At 62.3% G+C, this 14441-nt stretch carries 13 protein-coding genes and 1 pseudogene; 8 read left to right on the plus strand and 6 right to left on the minus strand.

Going from position 1 to position 14441, the window contains the following annotated elements:
• The first annotated feature begins 70 nt into the window (after positions 1-70).
• Genes AB0O52_RS10740 through AB0O52_RS10750 form a run of 3 tightly spaced genes read left to right on the plus strand, consistent with a single transcriptional unit; the run spans position 71 to position 2077 of the window.
• Entirely contained in the window at positions 71-481 is a 411-nt protein-coding gene (locus tag AB0O52_RS10740) for an SCP2 sterol-binding domain-containing protein (RefSeq protein ID WP_364537334.1), read from the plus strand.
• A gap of 34 nt (positions 482-515) precedes the next feature.
• Entirely contained in the window at positions 516-839 is a 324-nt protein-coding gene (locus AB0O52_RS10745) for a 2Fe-2S iron-sulfur cluster-binding protein (protein WP_364537337.1), read from the plus strand.
• Positions 836-2077 carry an FAD-dependent oxidoreductase gene (locus AB0O52_RS10750; RefSeq protein ID WP_364537339.1) on the plus strand — a complete coding sequence of 414 codons (1242 nt, stop codon included), beginning with the start codon at positions 836-838 and terminating at the stop codon, positions 2075-2077. The genes AB0O52_RS10745 and AB0O52_RS10750 overlap by 4 nt, the downstream gene beginning before the upstream one ends.
• A gap of 149 nt (positions 2078-2226) precedes the next feature.
• Here the strand turns inward: AB0O52_RS10750 and AB0O52_RS10755 are convergent, their stop codons facing one another.
• Positions 2227-2694: a MarR family transcriptional regulator gene (locus AB0O52_RS10755; RefSeq protein ID WP_364537342.1), complete on the minus strand. Its 468-nt coding sequence runs from the start codon at positions 2692-2694 to the stop codon at positions 2227-2229.
• A 372-nt stretch (positions 2695-3066) separates the two neighbouring features.
• Here AB0O52_RS10755 and AB0O52_RS10760 point away from each other — a divergent pair, with 372 nt between their 5' ends.
• The 4 genes from AB0O52_RS10760 (at position 3067) to AB0O52_RS10775 (ending at position 8447) form a co-directional block, all read left to right on the plus strand.
• Positions 3067-4092, plus strand: coding sequence for an AraC family transcriptional regulator (locus AB0O52_RS10760; RefSeq protein WP_364537345.1), 1026 nt, complete (start codon positions 3067-3069; stop codon positions 4090-4092).
• Positions 4093-4226: 134 nt separating this feature from the next.
• Entirely contained in the window at positions 4227-5816 is a 1590-nt protein-coding gene (locus AB0O52_RS10765) for an FAD-binding oxidoreductase (protein ID WP_364537348.1), read from the plus strand.
• A gap of 31 nt (positions 5817-5847) precedes the next feature.
• Positions 5848-7332, plus strand: coding sequence for an aldehyde dehydrogenase family protein (locus tag AB0O52_RS10770; protein ID WP_364537351.1), 1485 nt, complete (start codon positions 5848-5850; stop codon positions 7330-7332).
• Between the two features lie 8 nt (positions 7333-7340).
• Positions 7341-8447 carry an NAD(P)-dependent alcohol dehydrogenase gene (locus AB0O52_RS10775; RefSeq protein WP_364537354.1) on the plus strand — a complete coding sequence of 369 codons (1107 nt, stop codon included), beginning with the start codon at positions 7341-7343 and terminating at the stop codon, positions 8445-8447.
• Between the two features lie 123 nt (positions 8448-8570).
• On the opposite strand, the pseudogene AB0O52_RS10780 reads toward AB0O52_RS10775, so the two are convergent.
• The 5 genes and pseudogenes from AB0O52_RS10780 to AB0O52_RS10800 form a co-directional block, all read right to left on the minus strand.
• Positions 8571-9092 (minus strand): annotated as a pseudogene (locus AB0O52_RS10780) (transposase); the annotation flags it as partial.
• 58 nt (positions 9093-9150) lie between these two features.
• Positions 9151-10356: an acetyl-CoA C-acetyltransferase gene (locus tag AB0O52_RS10785; RefSeq protein ID WP_364537357.1), complete on the minus strand. Its 1206-nt coding sequence runs from the start codon at positions 10354-10356 to the stop codon at positions 9151-9153.
• 60 nt (positions 10357-10416) lie between these two features.
• Positions 10417-11166, minus strand: coding sequence for an SDR family NAD(P)-dependent oxidoreductase (locus AB0O52_RS10790; protein WP_364537360.1), 750 nt, complete (start codon positions 11164-11166; stop codon positions 10417-10419).
• Positions 11167-11176: 10 nt separating this feature from the next.
• Positions 11177-11929, minus strand: coding sequence for an enoyl-CoA hydratase/isomerase family protein (locus tag AB0O52_RS10795; RefSeq protein WP_364537363.1), 753 nt, complete (start codon positions 11927-11929; stop codon positions 11177-11179).
• The gene (locus AB0O52_RS10800) at positions 11926-13551 is read right to left on the minus strand and encodes an AMP-binding protein (RefSeq protein ID WP_364537366.1); all 1626 of its coding nucleotides are present in this window, start codon (positions 13549-13551) and stop codon (positions 11926-11928) included. The genes AB0O52_RS10795 and AB0O52_RS10800 overlap by 4 nt, the downstream gene beginning before the upstream one ends.
• Before the next feature lie 179 nt (positions 13552-13730).
• On the opposite strand from AB0O52_RS10800, the gene AB0O52_RS10805 reads away from it, so the two are divergent.
• Positions 13731-14363, plus strand: coding sequence for a TetR family transcriptional regulator (locus AB0O52_RS10805; protein ID WP_364537369.1), 633 nt, complete (start codon positions 13731-13733; stop codon positions 14361-14363).
• Positions 14364-14441: the final 78 nt, after the last annotated feature.

The raw sequence follows: 14441 nt of genomic DNA on the forward strand, positions 1-14441 counted from the left end.
GCCGACGGCCCCGACGCACCCAGCTAAACGAACCCACTCAAATACCCACCCTCGATGGAGAGGATCCAAAATGCCCGGATACACCAATACGACAGATCTGCACAAATACGTAGGCGGCATCTTCGAAACCGCCTATGCCGACCCCGAACTCGGCCCGAACCTCGCAGCCACCGGAGCGGTGCTGCTGGTGGCCTGCCATGACCCGGAGAGCGAAGTGGTTCTGGACCTGCCCGCCCGAAAGGTCTACCCCAGCGTCAGCGACGCACCTACAGCCCCCAATGCCACTCTGCGGATGTCCACAGACACGGCCAACCGGTTCTGGCAGGGAAAGGTCAACATGACAATCGCCATGGCAAAAGGCGACGTAAAAGCCGAAGGCTCAGTCATCAAGGTCTTGAAGCTGGTTCCCAGCACCAAGCACCTCTTCCCGCTGTACATCCAGAGCCTCAAGGACGATGGGCGCGAAGAGCTCATCGCCTGAAACCTGCCCATTGCATCGCCTGAAAGGACAGACCATGCCAACAATCCATTACATTAGCGCTGACGGAGACAAGACCTCGGTGGATGTCCTTCCGGGCAAGCGGGTCATGCAGACCGCGCAGACCTCCGGCGTGGACGGCATCGTAGGGGAGTGCGGCGGGCAGGCAATGTGCGCAACTTGCCACGTGTACGTCGGGGCGCCCTGGCAGGACGCCCTCCAGCCCCTCAGTGACGCTGAGGATGTCATGCTCGAGGACACTGTCTGTGAACGGACAGACGAATCCAGGCTCAGTTGCCAAATTGTGGTAACCGAGGAACTCGACGGCATCACCATCAGGCTGCCGAAGGCCCAGATATGACCGGCACAGCTGGCGTCGTCATTGTCGGCGCCGGCCAGGCCGGATGTGAAACAGCGGTGACGCTGCGTGCGAAGGGCTTCGCCGGGCCGATTACGGTCATCGGAGACGAACACGGAGTCCCCTACCAGCGTCCTCCGCTGTCCAAAGCCTTCCTGGCTGCCAGCTACGACGATGACAGCATCATCCTGAGGCCTGCAGAGTTCTACGAATCACGTGGAATCACGCTGCTTTCCGGACACCTGGCAACGGCAATCGATCGTTCCAGACGGCATCTCGAACTTGAAGGCCGGAGCCCTTTGGCTTATGACACTCTTGTCCTTGCCACCGGTGCTCGGAATCGACGCCTGAGCCTCCCGGGGGCCGATGCGCAGGGTGTTCACTATCTGCGGACCCTCACCGAAGCGCAGAAGCTCCAGGAAAAGCTCAAGTCTGCCGATGGCCGGCAAGTGGTGATTATCGGCGGCGGTTTTATTGGGCTCGAAGTAGCCGCCGCGGCACGGAAGCACGGCGCTGACGTAACGGTTCTGATGAGTCGTGACAGGCCTATGGCCAGGTCAGTTTCGCTACCGGTCGCCCGCTACTTTGAACAGCAACATCGGCGTCATGGCGTACGCCTCGTTGCCAACTCCGCTGTACGGTCCATCAGTGCTCCTTCCGGACAGGCGGACGGTGTAGTGACGGCCGACGGGAAACGCTATTCAGCCGGCATCATTGTGGTCGGTATCGGGGTTGATCCGAATGTGGAACTGGCCGTGACTGCTGGTCTGGCAATAAACGGCGGGGTCGTCGTGGACTCCACGCTGCGGACCAGTGACTCCCGCATCTTCGCTATCGGAGATTGTGCTGCCTTCCCGACACAGTCAGGGCTGCGGCGGATTGAGTCCATTCAGACATGTGTGGAGCATGCGCGGGCGGTGGCTGCTGCCATCGTTGGTGCCGGCTGTGACTATGACAAGGTGCCGTGGTTCTGGACGGACCAGTTCGACAGCAAACTGCAAATGGCCGGGCTGATTGAGGGATACGACAGCACTGTCGTGCGGGGGGACCCGCTTTCCGGCTCTTTTTCGGTTCTCTGCTTCGCCGATGGCGAGCTCATTGCCGTGGAGTCGGTGAATCGGCCCCGCGACCACATGGCCGCACGCAAACTGCTTGCCGCGCGAATACCTGTGAGCATTCTGGAGGCCGCCGACGAAGGCATTGAGCTCAAAGACCTGATCCGAGTTGGCGCGGTAGTCTAATCGTTGCGCTTCATGGATGCGTGGAACTGCTCGGCTAGCCGCCCGGCTGGGAACTGAGCCGGTCCGGCAAAGTGCTGCGGCGTTGCTTTCATCGAAAGCCACGCCGCAGCCCGTCTCAGTCAGCCTCGATCCGGATGGCTCTTTTGGGCCTAGTGGGGATGGCTGCCGCTTAGGCCTACTCTGCATCTGCGGAGCATGTTGGTGAACTGAACCACTTCCTGCTCGCCGAAGTCGGCGAGCATTGCCTGCTCGACCTCCGCAACGTCGGCGCGCAGACTATCGACGGCGTTCTGCCCCTGATCGCTAAGAAAAATCAAGTACTGCCTCTTGCTACGCGGATCCGCCTCCTTGCGGACCAGGCCACGGCTCTCTAGGAATGTGGTCATTTGGGCCATGGTCTGCGCTCTTACGAAGGAATTTCGCGCCAGTTCGGCCGACGTCATCCCCGGATGTCTCTCAAGGACGGTCAACGCCGTGTACTGCAGGGCCGTCAAGCCCATTCCTGAGACAGTCTCGTCCAGGCGATGTCGAACCGCCAGCTCGACCTGCTTAATCAAATACAGAACTGTGACATCAGCGGTTTTCAATGAAGCCGGCATCCCGTCTCGCGCACTCATGCGATTCATTATTGGCCAGATCGTCAGGATTCTTGAACCTAGTGACTTTGCCCCGCTATGTCACTGGTGCAAACCAGCCCTGAGGGTATATCAAACGAGAAGCGTGGCACTGAGCTCGTTAGATGATCAGTAAACCTGATATTCTTATTACATCTTATGGTAATCGGTGAGACCGCTCATGTGATGACGCTGGCCATGCTGGCGGCTCGAGGCAGGAGGGCTGTCATCCTCATCAAACAAGACGGGGAGCGAGAGAAGTCTCTTCTTCGTCTTATGACAGACCGCCCCCAGAGGGTTACCCTGGCGGCCCGAGTTCTGTTCTGCACTCCGCCATCCTTGTCCTGCTGTCAGCCTCATCGCGTGGTGATGTAGATGCCAGAATCAGAATTATCTTCTGGCGATGGGCGAGCTGAGGAGTCATTTGTGCAGTATGTCGTTCGTAGCAGCACTCCGGAAGAAGCTTCGGAAATCGGCGGACGGGTTTACTATCCTCACCAACTGAGCGTGGGGCACTCAGCCGCCGGTTTTCAGATGCGCCTCAAAGCCGCTGAGATGGCTGGTGTCACTATTGGCCTCCTCGAGTATGGAACGCCGGTACGGATTGCCACCGGTGAGCTGACAAGCGCGTACCAGGTCAATTTCCCAGTGTTTGGCCGTCTCCGGTTCTCGTCGGGAAAAACCGTGGTTCTGGGCACTCCCGCTACGGCAAGTATTCATGGACCACTGAAAAGCACGGGCATTCAGGGGTGGTCCGAGCCGGCCCAAATGCTGGCGTTGAAAATTCCAACAGCTCTGATGTACCGGGAGTTGGAGTCACTGCTGGGACGAACGGCGGCAGGACCTCTTGACTTTGACGGTTCATTTGACCTGACTTCTCACCGGGGGAAGGAGTGGCGCTCCGCGGTGGATCTGCTCATCGGAAGCCTACGCAACCCCGATTCGCTCCTGTCGACCCCTTTGATGGCCGAAGCTGCCGTGCAATATACCGTACGGGGGCTGTTGCTTGCCGCCCCGAACAACTACAGCGAAGAGCTCGCCAATAACGGAGAAGCTGTAGGGTCAGCGGCTGTCCGCCGCGCGGTTGACTTCATCGAATCCCATGCCCACCTACCGATAACCCTCGAATCTGTCGCCGCCGACGCTTTCGTGAGCCCGCGGGCACTTCAACTGGGGTTCCGCAAATACTTTGACACGACCCCCATGGAATTCCTGCGCGGCGTCCGCATGCAGCGGGTGCGGACAGAGTTGCTCGCAGCGAACATATCCACACGTGTAAGCGAAGTTGCGGCGGGGTGGGGCTTCCCGCACGCCGGCCGCTTCGCTATCCAATATGCGAAGACCTTCGGTGAGTCCCCGTCACAAACCCTCAAGAAATCGGGCGCATTATCCCGGCAGTGACCAGCGTCTATCCACTAGGCGCACCAGGCCCTTGTGGCGGGCAACTTCGTCAAGAATCATGATCCGCATCACACAGGCACCTACGGCCGATGGGGCCGGGGTCTGCTGCTTCTCAGAACAAGGGAGTTCAAGTCATGAGCCGCATTCTGCCGCCAGACGTAACCGAATCCGAATTCAACACCGCCCTGGATAAGTTCCGCGCGGTCCTGGGCGCCGAGCATGTCCTCGCCACTGAGGAGGAACTGGCACCGTACCGGGACCCGTTCCCGACAAATAATGACGACCGCTTCATCCCCGGCGCGGTTGTGTTCCCCTCCACCCCTGAAGAGATCCAGGAACTCGTCCGCATCGCCAACGAGTACAAGATCCCGCTCTCACCCGTCTCCACGGGCAAGAACCTTGGCTACGGCGGTGCGGCACCGCGCCTCTCCGGCGCAGTAGTCGTCGCCACCGGCCGTCGCATGAACAAGATCATCGAAGTCAACGAAAAGTACGCCTACGCCCTGATCGAACCGGGCGTCACTTACTTTGACCTTTACAACCACATTCAGGAAAAGGGCTACAAGCTCTGGGTTGACGTGCCCGATCTCGGCTGGGGCTCAGTCGTCGGAAATGCGCTCGACCGCGGCGTTGGCTACACCCCCTACGGCGACCACATCATGTGGCAGACGGGCCTGGAAGTTGTCCTGCCCGACGGCGACCTGCTGCGCACCGGCATGGGAGCCATCGAAGGAAGCGATACCTGGCAATTGTTCCCGTACGGATTCGGGCCCTACCCAGACGGATTGTTCACGCAGTCCAACTACGGGATCGTCACGAAGATGGGCATCGCCCTCATGCCCGAACCCCCGGGAGCGGAAAGCTTCCTCATCACTTTTGAGAACGAAGAAGACCTGAAATACGTCATCGACATCATGCTCCCGCTTCGCATCGGCATGGCCCCTCTTCAGAACGTACCCGTTCTGCGGAACATCTTCATGGACGCCGCCTCCGTCTCCCAGCGGACCGAGTGGTTTGACGGCGAAGGGCCCATGCCGAAAGAGGCCATCAAGAAGATGCAGAAAGACCTGAACCTGGGGTACTGGAACTTCTACGGCACCGTGTACGGCCCTCCGCCCCAGACCGACATGTTCCTCGGCATGATCCGCGACGCCTTCCTTCAGGTTCCCGGGTCAAGGTTCTTCACTACCACGGACCGCCCTGAAGAAGGCGACCGCGGCGCCCACGTCCTCCACGACCGGCACAAGATCAACCGTGGCATCCCGTCGATCGAAGAACGTCACCTCCTCGAATGGGTACCCAACGGCGGACACATCTGTTTCTCGCCCGTCTCGGCACCGGACGGCGCCGACGCCATGAAGCAGTTCACGATGGTCCGGGACCGCAGCATCGAATACAACCAGGACTACGCCGCCCAGTTCATCGTTGGCCTGCGGGAAATGCACCACATCTGCTTGTTTGTCTACGACACGGCCCGGCCGGAGACGCGCGACCAGCTGCTCGCCATGACTGAGGTCTTGATCGATGAAGCCGCGGCCGAAGGCTACGGCGAGTACCGGACCCACCTTGCCCTGATGGACCAGGTCGCCGGCACCTTCAACTACAACGACGGCGCACTGCTCCGCTTCCAGGAGCGCATCAAGGACGCGCTGGACCCCAACGGCATCATCGCCCCCGGCAAATCCGGCATCTGGGGCAAGCGCCTCAAAGGCCGCGGATTCTAGTCCGCGCCAACAACACGACGAGGAATTAATCATGACAATTCAAGAGTCGCAGGCACCATCAGACCTGCCCGCCACCGCCGCCAGGGGCCAGCTGTTCATCAACGGAGAATGGCGCCCCTCTGCGGACGGAGCAACAACCGCGGTCATCAATCCCGGGACCGGGGAACAAGTAGAAACCGTCGCTGCAGCAACAACCCAGGACATTGACGCCGCAGTTGCCGCCGCGAAGGCGGCGTTTGAGGACGGCCGGTGGTCCCGGCTCAGCGGCCGTGAACGCTCGCGCGTCCTCAACAAAGCGTCCGCCCTCATGCGTGAACGGTCAGAAGAACTGGCACTGGCCGAAAGTACCGACGTCGGAAAGCCCATCACTTTCGCCCGCGTCGTCGATGTGGCCACCGCCGCTGACCAGTATGAGTACGTTGCTGCCCTGGCACAGCAACTCGATGGTTCCGTACGTGAAACCCCGCTGAAAGCTCACGCCTACACCAAGAAAGAAGCACTCGGAGTTGTTGCTGCGATTACGCCCTTCAACTTCCCGTTGATTCTCTCCAGCACCAAAATTGCCGCCGCCCTGGCTGCCGGTAACTCGGTGGTGCACAAGCCCGCCAGTGACACCCCCCTCAGCGCCCTCCTGATGGCAGAAATCCTCACTGAAGCCGGAGTGCCCGCCGGTGTTATCAACGTTGTCACCGGCTCAGGCGGAGCGCTAGGCGATCACCTGGTTGCGCACCCTGATGTCAACAAGGTGGCATTCACAGGCTCGACCGAAATAGGGCGGCACGTAGCGGCACTGGCTGGCCAGCACCTTCGCCCCGTCACCGCGGAACTGGGCGGAAACGCCGCCAACATCGTCTTCGCCGACGCAGATCTCGAAAAAGCCATCGGCACAGTCATCAGCGCCTTTGTTTTCAATTCCGGCCAGTTCTGCATGGGCGGACCCCGGCTTCTGGTCGAACGTCCCATCTACGATACGATCCTGGGAATCCTGAAAGATGCTGTCGCCGGGGTCCCTGTCGGCGATCCGACCAACCCGGAAACCGTGATGGGGCCCCTGGCCAGCCGCAAGCAGCTGGAAAAGGTAGCCGGCTACGTCGAGGCCGCCCGGGCTGCGGGCGGCCAGATCATCACCGGGGGAGAGGAACTGAACATCAACGGCGGCTTCTTCTATGCCCCGACGGTCATTGCCGGGCTGGACAATTCATCCCCCGCAGTCAGAGAAGAAATTTTCGGCCCCGTCCTCACAGTGCAGCCGTTTGACACCGAGGAGGAAGCGATCGAGATGGCCAACAGCACCCCCTACGGCCTGGCTTCGGGTGTACAGACTTCCAGCATCTCCCGGGCGCACCGGGTGTCGTCACGGCTTGAAGCGGGAATCGTGTGGGTGAACTCCTGGGCGCTGCTGGATCCGGCTGTCCCGTTCGGTGGAGTGAAAGACTCCGGCTGGGGCCGCGAGTACGGGCCCGAGGCACTGGAGTCGTACACCCGCACCAAGTCCGTCATCATAGCCACCGACTAGGAATCGCCATGTCAATCACCACTGAAGCGGCAGTCGTCGAATCGGCCGGAGCAGAGTTCGTTTTCCAGTCTGTGCAGCTTGACGCCCTGCGGCCCAACGAAGTTCTGGTCGATATCAAGGCCGCCGGTCTTTGCCATACTGACTTATCCGTCGCCGGTGGCGGTCTCCCGTTCCCACTGCCCGGTGTGCTGGGACACGAGGGCGCCGGCATCGTGGCTGAAGTTGGTTCAGCTGTTACACGCGTCCAGCCGGGGGACCGGGTGGTGCTGTCATTCACCTCCTGTGGCGGATGCACGAACTGCCGCGGCGGCCACCCGGCCTACTGCGACACCTGGCTTCCCGGCAACCTCATCGGAGGGGCGCGGAGCGACGGAACGTCTCCGATCTCGCGGGGCGGCGAACGCCTTGGCGGTCACTTCTTCGGACAGTCCTCGTTCGCCCGTCAAGCGGTGGCGGATGAGCGCAGCGTCGTCAAAGTGACCACAGAGCTTCCGCTTGAACATCTGTCACCGCTGGCCTGCGGTGTGCAGACTGGAGCGGGCGCAGTGTGGAATGCCATCCAGCCCAGACCTGGCTCAAGCCTTGTCGTCTTCGGCGTCGGAGCTGTGGGGCTGTCAGCCATCATGGCTGCCGCGCTCACGCCTGCCGTGACCATTATCGCCGTGGACAGGGTGTCATCGCGACTGGAACTGGCCCGGGAACTCGGCGCCACCCACACGATAAACGCCTCAGCCATCCAGGATGCTCCAGCAGAGATTCAAAAGATCACCGGCGGTGGAGCTGACGCGGCCATCGAGGCGACCGGCAGCACCAGGGTCCTGGAACAGGCCGTTTTCTCAACATCGGCGCGGGGCCATGTCGTCGCAGTCGGGGCACCCGCTTTCGGTGCGACGGCAGCAGTTGACGTGAACTTCATCATGCCGGGCCGCAGGATTCAGGGCATCACCCTCGGTGACAGCGAGATTGAAACTCTCATCCCGGCCATTGTCGCTCTGATGGAAGCTGGGCGGTTCCCGGTAGAGCGCCTGGTCACGACCTACAAATTGGACGACATCAATCAGGCAGTTCAGGACATGAAGTCGGGCAAATCCATCAAGCCCGTCTTGATCAACTAAAGAAAAGGGCAGGACGGGCAGACGTGCAGCTGACAGAAGTCCTCTGCTCTGCCCGTCCTGACGCACACAAGTTTCGTCACTACAAAAGTCTCACAGGTGCAGATCGGCATCCGTGTCCAAGCATCAGGATGCATTGTCGTCCAGCGAAGGAGCAGCGAATGAAGCTTCTATATCATCAAGCCCCAATTTTGTGGACGCGGCGGTGTTGAGGGGGCGGTAGATGCGTCGGGCGAGGTAGCGCTTGAGGCAGCGGCGGATCTCGCGGTCTGTTTTGGCTTCGGTGCGTCGTCTTTCGGCGCAGGCGCGGGTCCCGGGGTGGTGGACCACGGACCATCGCGATGACGTTCAGGGCGCGATTGAGGCGCCTGTCCCCGCCGCGGTTGAGCCGGTCCCGGGCGGTGTTGCCCGAGGATGCCGGAATGGGGCTCACACCTGGGGGGCGAACGCGGCCTCGCCGCGGACCCGTCCTGGGTGGGACCAGGCGACCAGGATGGTGGCTCCGGTGACGGGCGCTATTCCGGCTTCCTCGACCAGGGCAGCGGCGGGGCTGGCGTCGACGAGTTTGCCGATTCGGTTGTCGCTGTCCCTGATCTCGGTGTCCAGGGCGAGGACGCGTTTGGCCAGCCGGATGGCCTCGACGCGGGCTGTCGCGGCGGCGAGGTCTTCTTCGCGCAGGCGCTAGCGGTGTTGTGAAACTGGCAGGTCAGTTGCGGTAGAGCAGCAGGGCTTCGCCTTGTCCGCCGCCTCCGCAGAGGGATACGGCTGCGCGTCCTTTTCCGCGTCGGGAGAGTTCCAGCGCGGCGTGGAGGGTGATTCTTGCGCCGGAGGCCCCGATGGGGTGGCCGAGGGCGATGGCTCCGCCGTTGAGGTTGGTTTTTTCAAGGGGGAATCCGAGCTCGCGGGCTGAGTGCAGGGATACGGCGGCGAATGCTTCGTTGATTTCCAGCAGGTCCAGTTCTTCGACGCCCCAGCCGGCGCGTTCGAGGGCCTGCTTGACTGCGCGGGCGGGTTGGGAGTGCAGGGAGGTGTCCGGTCCGGCGACCTGGCCGGGCCGGCCGACCACGGCGAGCCACGGCAGGCCGCCGTCCTCTGCCCAGCTCCGCCTGGCGAGGACTACTGCTGCTGCGCCGTCGGACAGTGGTGAGGAGTTTCCGGCGGTGATCGTGCCCTGCGGGTCGAAGGCAGGGCGCAGCTGCGCGAGGGTTTGCGGGGTGGAGTCCGGCCGGATGCCTTCGTCAACGGAGAGGACGACGGGCTTGCCCTTGCGTTGCGGGACCTGGATCGGTGCGATCTCGTGGGCGAACAGTCCATCAGTGAGGGCTTGAGCCGCCCTCTGGTGGGAGCCTGCTGCGATTTCGTCCTGTTCGGTTCGGCTGATGCCACGTTCGGTATTGCCGGTTTCGGTGAGCAAGCCCATGGGCGAGCCGTCCACGCTGCCGGTGAGCCCGTCGTGGGCCACTGCATCGAGCACTGTGGCCGGCCCATAGGCAGTCCCTCGACGCAGGCCCGGGAGCAGGTGGGGGGCGTTGGTCATGGATTCCTGCCCGCCGGCGACGATGACATCTGCGTCGCCGGCCCGGATCGTGCGGGCGGCGTCGGTGATGGCTACAAGGCCGGACAGACATACCTTGTTGACGGTTACGGCTGGTGTTGACATTGGAATGCCGGCAGCCACGGCGGCCTGCTTGGCGGGGTTTTGGCCGCATCCGGCTTGGACGACGTGGCCGAGGATGACGTGGTTGACGTCTTCAGCCTCGATTCCGGCTCGTTCGATGGCGTGCCGGATGGCGTGGGCGCCCAGTTGCACGGCCGTGAGGCTGGCGAGTTGTCCGAGCAGCCGTCCCTGGGGTGTGCGGGCGCCGGCAAGAATGACCACGTCGTCAGGAGAAGAAGCGGGAAGGTCGGTCATGAAGAGGCTCCTTGATAAGCGAGTTGTTGTGCAGCTGATGGATGGAGTCAGGGCGCCGGGTCAGCGGATGGAGGATCCGATGCCGATGCCGCCGTCGACGTCAAGGACGACGCCGGTGATGTAACGGGCTTCGGGGGAGGCGAGAAAGCAGATAGCTGCCGCGATGTCCTCGGGTTCGCCGGGATGCCGGAGGGGAATTTTGCCGATGAGCTTTTCCCGTGCCGGGCCGTTCATGGAAGCGAGCATTGGGGTTTTGATGAGGCCGGGGGCGATGGCGTTGGCGGTGATCCCGTGGCGCGCGCCTTCGAGGGCGACGGTGCGGGTGAGCCCGACGATGCCGGCTTTGGCCGCGACGTAGTTGGCCTGGCCGAAGTTGCCGCGCCAGCTCATGGAGGAGAAGGAGAGGATCCGGCCGTGGCCGCGTTTCTTCATGTGCGGCATGGCCGCACGGATGCAGTTGAAGGCTCCGGTGAGGTTCACGCCGATGACTGCTTCCCAGTCGCTGGTGGAGATGTTTTCGATCCGGTTATCGCGGATGATGCCGGCGTTGTTGACCAGGACATCGCCGCCTCCCACTGCGTTGATCCAGTCCGTTACGGCGTCGCCGTCGGTGACGTCCAGGACGTGGGCGACCGGGGTATGTGCGACGGACCCGTCGATTTCGTCCTTCAATACATTGGCGGTCTCGGGGTTGACGTCGGCGACGTGCACGAGAGCGCCTTCGGTGGCGAAGCGGCGCACCATGGCCAGTCCCAGGCCTTGGGCGCCTCCGGTGATCAGGACGGTGTGGTCGGCGAATCTGTTGGTCATGGTGTGGCTCCTAGGCGTTGGTGAGGAAGGCGTTGAGGGAGGCGGCGACGTCGTCGGAGGCCCAGTGTTCCTCGAAGACGTCCAGTTCGTGTTCCAGAGCCGCGCTGGTGACGGCCGGGTCGGCGGTGAGCATGGTTTTGAATCGGCGTTGCGCCCCTGCCGGGGTGGCGCTCAAGGTTCTGGCCATGTCCTGAGCCTTGAGCAGGAGTTCCTCGGGTGGAACCACTGCGTGCAGCCAGCCGGTGGCGGCCAGGGACTCGGCCGTGCCCAGTTCCCCGCTCAGGGCGAGCCATGTCGCGGTTCCGGTGCCGAGTTTGGTGGTGATCCGCACGCTGGACCCGCCGCCCGGCACGAGATTGTTCCGCACATGTCCGTCGCCGATCAGGGCGCCGCTCGCGGCGATGACGAGATCACAGCTGAGTGCGAGTTCGAATCCGCCGGCCACAGCATGGCCGTGGAGAGCTGCAATGAATACGACGGGGCTGGATTCCATGGCAACGGTCAGCTCACAAATCGCCTGCAGGAACGGACGCGGGGATTGCCCGGTGCGGGCGCAGTCAAGTAGATAGGCCAAGTCCGCCCCGGCGCAGAAACTGGGACCATGCCCGGTGAGCACAACAACGCGGACGCCGTCGCGTTCGGCGCGCTGGAGGGCTTCATGGAGTTCGGCGACTGTCTGCGGGTCCAGGGCGTTGCGGACAGCGGGCCGGTTCAGGGCCCACACTTCGATCTCTGCATCCCTAGTGATCTCAAGAGGGCTCATTGACCGTTACCTCCTGTTGTTAAGCTTTGCCGCAGCACTGCACGCTGCACTTTTCCGCTCGGGGTCTTGGGCAGGGCATCGAGGAAGTCGATGCGGCGGGGGTAGGCGTGGGCGGCGTAGTTCTTCTTGACCCAGTTCTGCAGTTCGGCCACGAGCGCGTTGTCGCCGTTGGTTCCTGGGGCGGGGACGACGAAGGCGTGGATGACTTCTCCGCGCATGGCGTCCGGGGCTCCTACGACGGCGCATTCCTGAACTGCCGGGTGGGTCCCCAGGACACTTTCGACGTCGAAGGGTCCGATACGGTAGCCGGCCATAAGGATGACGTCGTCGTCCCGGGAGGAGAAATGGATCAGGCCTGACGCGTCGAGGACGACCAGGTCGCCGGTGAGGTAGTACTGCTCATCGGCAGTGAACCGCACTCCCGGGTTGTTACGGTTGACGCCGTAGCCGGTGAAGCTGAAGAAGGCGCTGTCGCTGACTCGCACCGCCAGCCGGCCGACCGCGCCGGTCGCTGCGGGCTTCTCGCTGTCGGTAGAGAGGGCGGTGAGTGACCAGCCGGGCAGGGAGAATCCCATGGCGCTGGGCCGGGCACCGCTTTCCAGTCCAGGGTGATGGGCGAAGCCGGCGGGCATGCCGAGCTCCGTCTGTCCGAAGTGGTCGTGAATGGCCAACCCCCATTGCTCGTTGGCCCAGGCGAACACATCCGGGGTCAGCGGTTCCCCTGCGCTGGAGAGCCGCCGCAACTTCGGCAGGTCCGGGCGGTCGGGGCTTCCACGCAGTGCCCGGTAAACGGTAGGGGCTGCGGCGAGATCCGTGACCGCCAGTTCCTCCAGCAGGCGCCAGGTGACCTCAGGGTCGAATTTGTCGGTGACCAGGATGCTGGCTATCCCCGCGCACATGGGTGCGATGATTCCGGAGTACAGCCCGTATGCCCATCCCGGGTCGGCGACGTTCCAGTAGACCGAATCGTCTCCCACGCCCAGGGCGAATTCCAGGTAGGATTGCCACCCCGCGGCGTATTTCAGCGGGTGCACTACGGTCTTTGGTTTTCCCGTGGTACCGGAAGTGAACATGTGCGTCAGGGCGACGTCAGGGCCCGTCGGCGTGGATCCGTTCCACGGCTTTGTCCGGGTCAGGGCTTCACGCATGTCCACCGCCTGACTGCCACCGGGTCCGACCGGGGTGCCGACGTGGAAGACGGTGTAGCGCCCAGCGGGTATCTTGACGGCCTGTTCCTTATCGGTGATGACCACACGCACGCCCGCCTGTTCAAGGCGATCGGCGACCGCGGCGGCGGCGAAGGCCGTGAAGAGCGGCACGTAGACGGCCCCCAGACGCCAAATGCCCAGAATGATCGCCGGCAGATCAGCGTCTTTACCCATCAGGGTTGCCACCCGGTCGCCGGCGCCGACGCCATGCTCGTGCAGCAGGCCCGCAATCCGCCGGGACCGGTCCGCCAATTCCCCGAAAGTGATGACCCGCTCCGGCAGCTTGCTGCCAACCACCCGAAATGCCGTTGCCTGTGCCGGATGACGGTCGCACATCAATAAGGGCGCCGACGCCTGCGGGGAGGTGAAATCCCCGATGATGGCGTCAACCCGTGTCTGGACTTGCTGGAACATGAAAGCCGCCTCCTTGCGAACGATCTTGAGTACGAATGTACTGTATAGTGTACTCAGGCCATATGTCCATGAAAGTTTCCACTGGAACCAAAGCCAGGCCCTTCATCTGATCACGACCCGTACCGGCCGCGGGCCCATATAGTGGGCGATAAGGGTTCAATCGATGGAAGAATAAACAGATGCCTATTTCCTCCCGCCCGGCAACGGCGGCACGCTTTGAAAAACGCGTCCGCAGGCACGCGGACGCCGACGCCGGACGCCGAAACGAGCTCATCGAGAGCCTTGAAAAGATTTTCCTCGCTGAAGGGTTCAGTTCGCTGACGGTCGACGAAATCTGCCGCCGCCTGAAGTGCTCCAAGTCGACCTTGTATTCCATCGCAGGTTCCAGGGAGCAGATCATCCAAGCGGTGACACGACATTTCTTTGCACGCGCAACTACCGCCATCGAAGCCGAAGTCGCACAAGAGAATGACCCGGGGCGCCGGATCATCCGGTATCTGGACGGCGTTGGAACTGCAATGCGCCGCAATTCCGTGGCCTTCTACGTCGATATGGTCAGCTATCAGCCCACCGCCGACATTTACCATCTCAATTCAGATGCGGCTGCCCGCCGCGTTCGAGAGTTTATTGAGCAGGGGGTGGAAAGTGGTGCTTTCCGCAGAGCGAACGCAACGCTCGCCGCACAGGCCATCGCGTTGCTTATAGACGGCGTGCAGTCAGGGGCGCTGCTGCAGGCCACGGGTCTGTCTGCCGGTGAAGCCTTCTCCGAACTCGGTGAGTTGCTGGTGAATGGCCTTTCCATCCGTCAATGAGTGTCGGTGACGGTCGAAACTGAGCCATTGTGGCACGAAATGGCTCTTCGACTATCGCTGACAGTTCAGTGCTGAGTG

Source organism: Arthrobacter sp. NPDC080073 (assembly GCF_040686575.1).
Classification (GTDB): Bacteria; Actinomycetota; Actinomycetes; order Actinomycetales; family Micrococcaceae; genus Arthrobacter.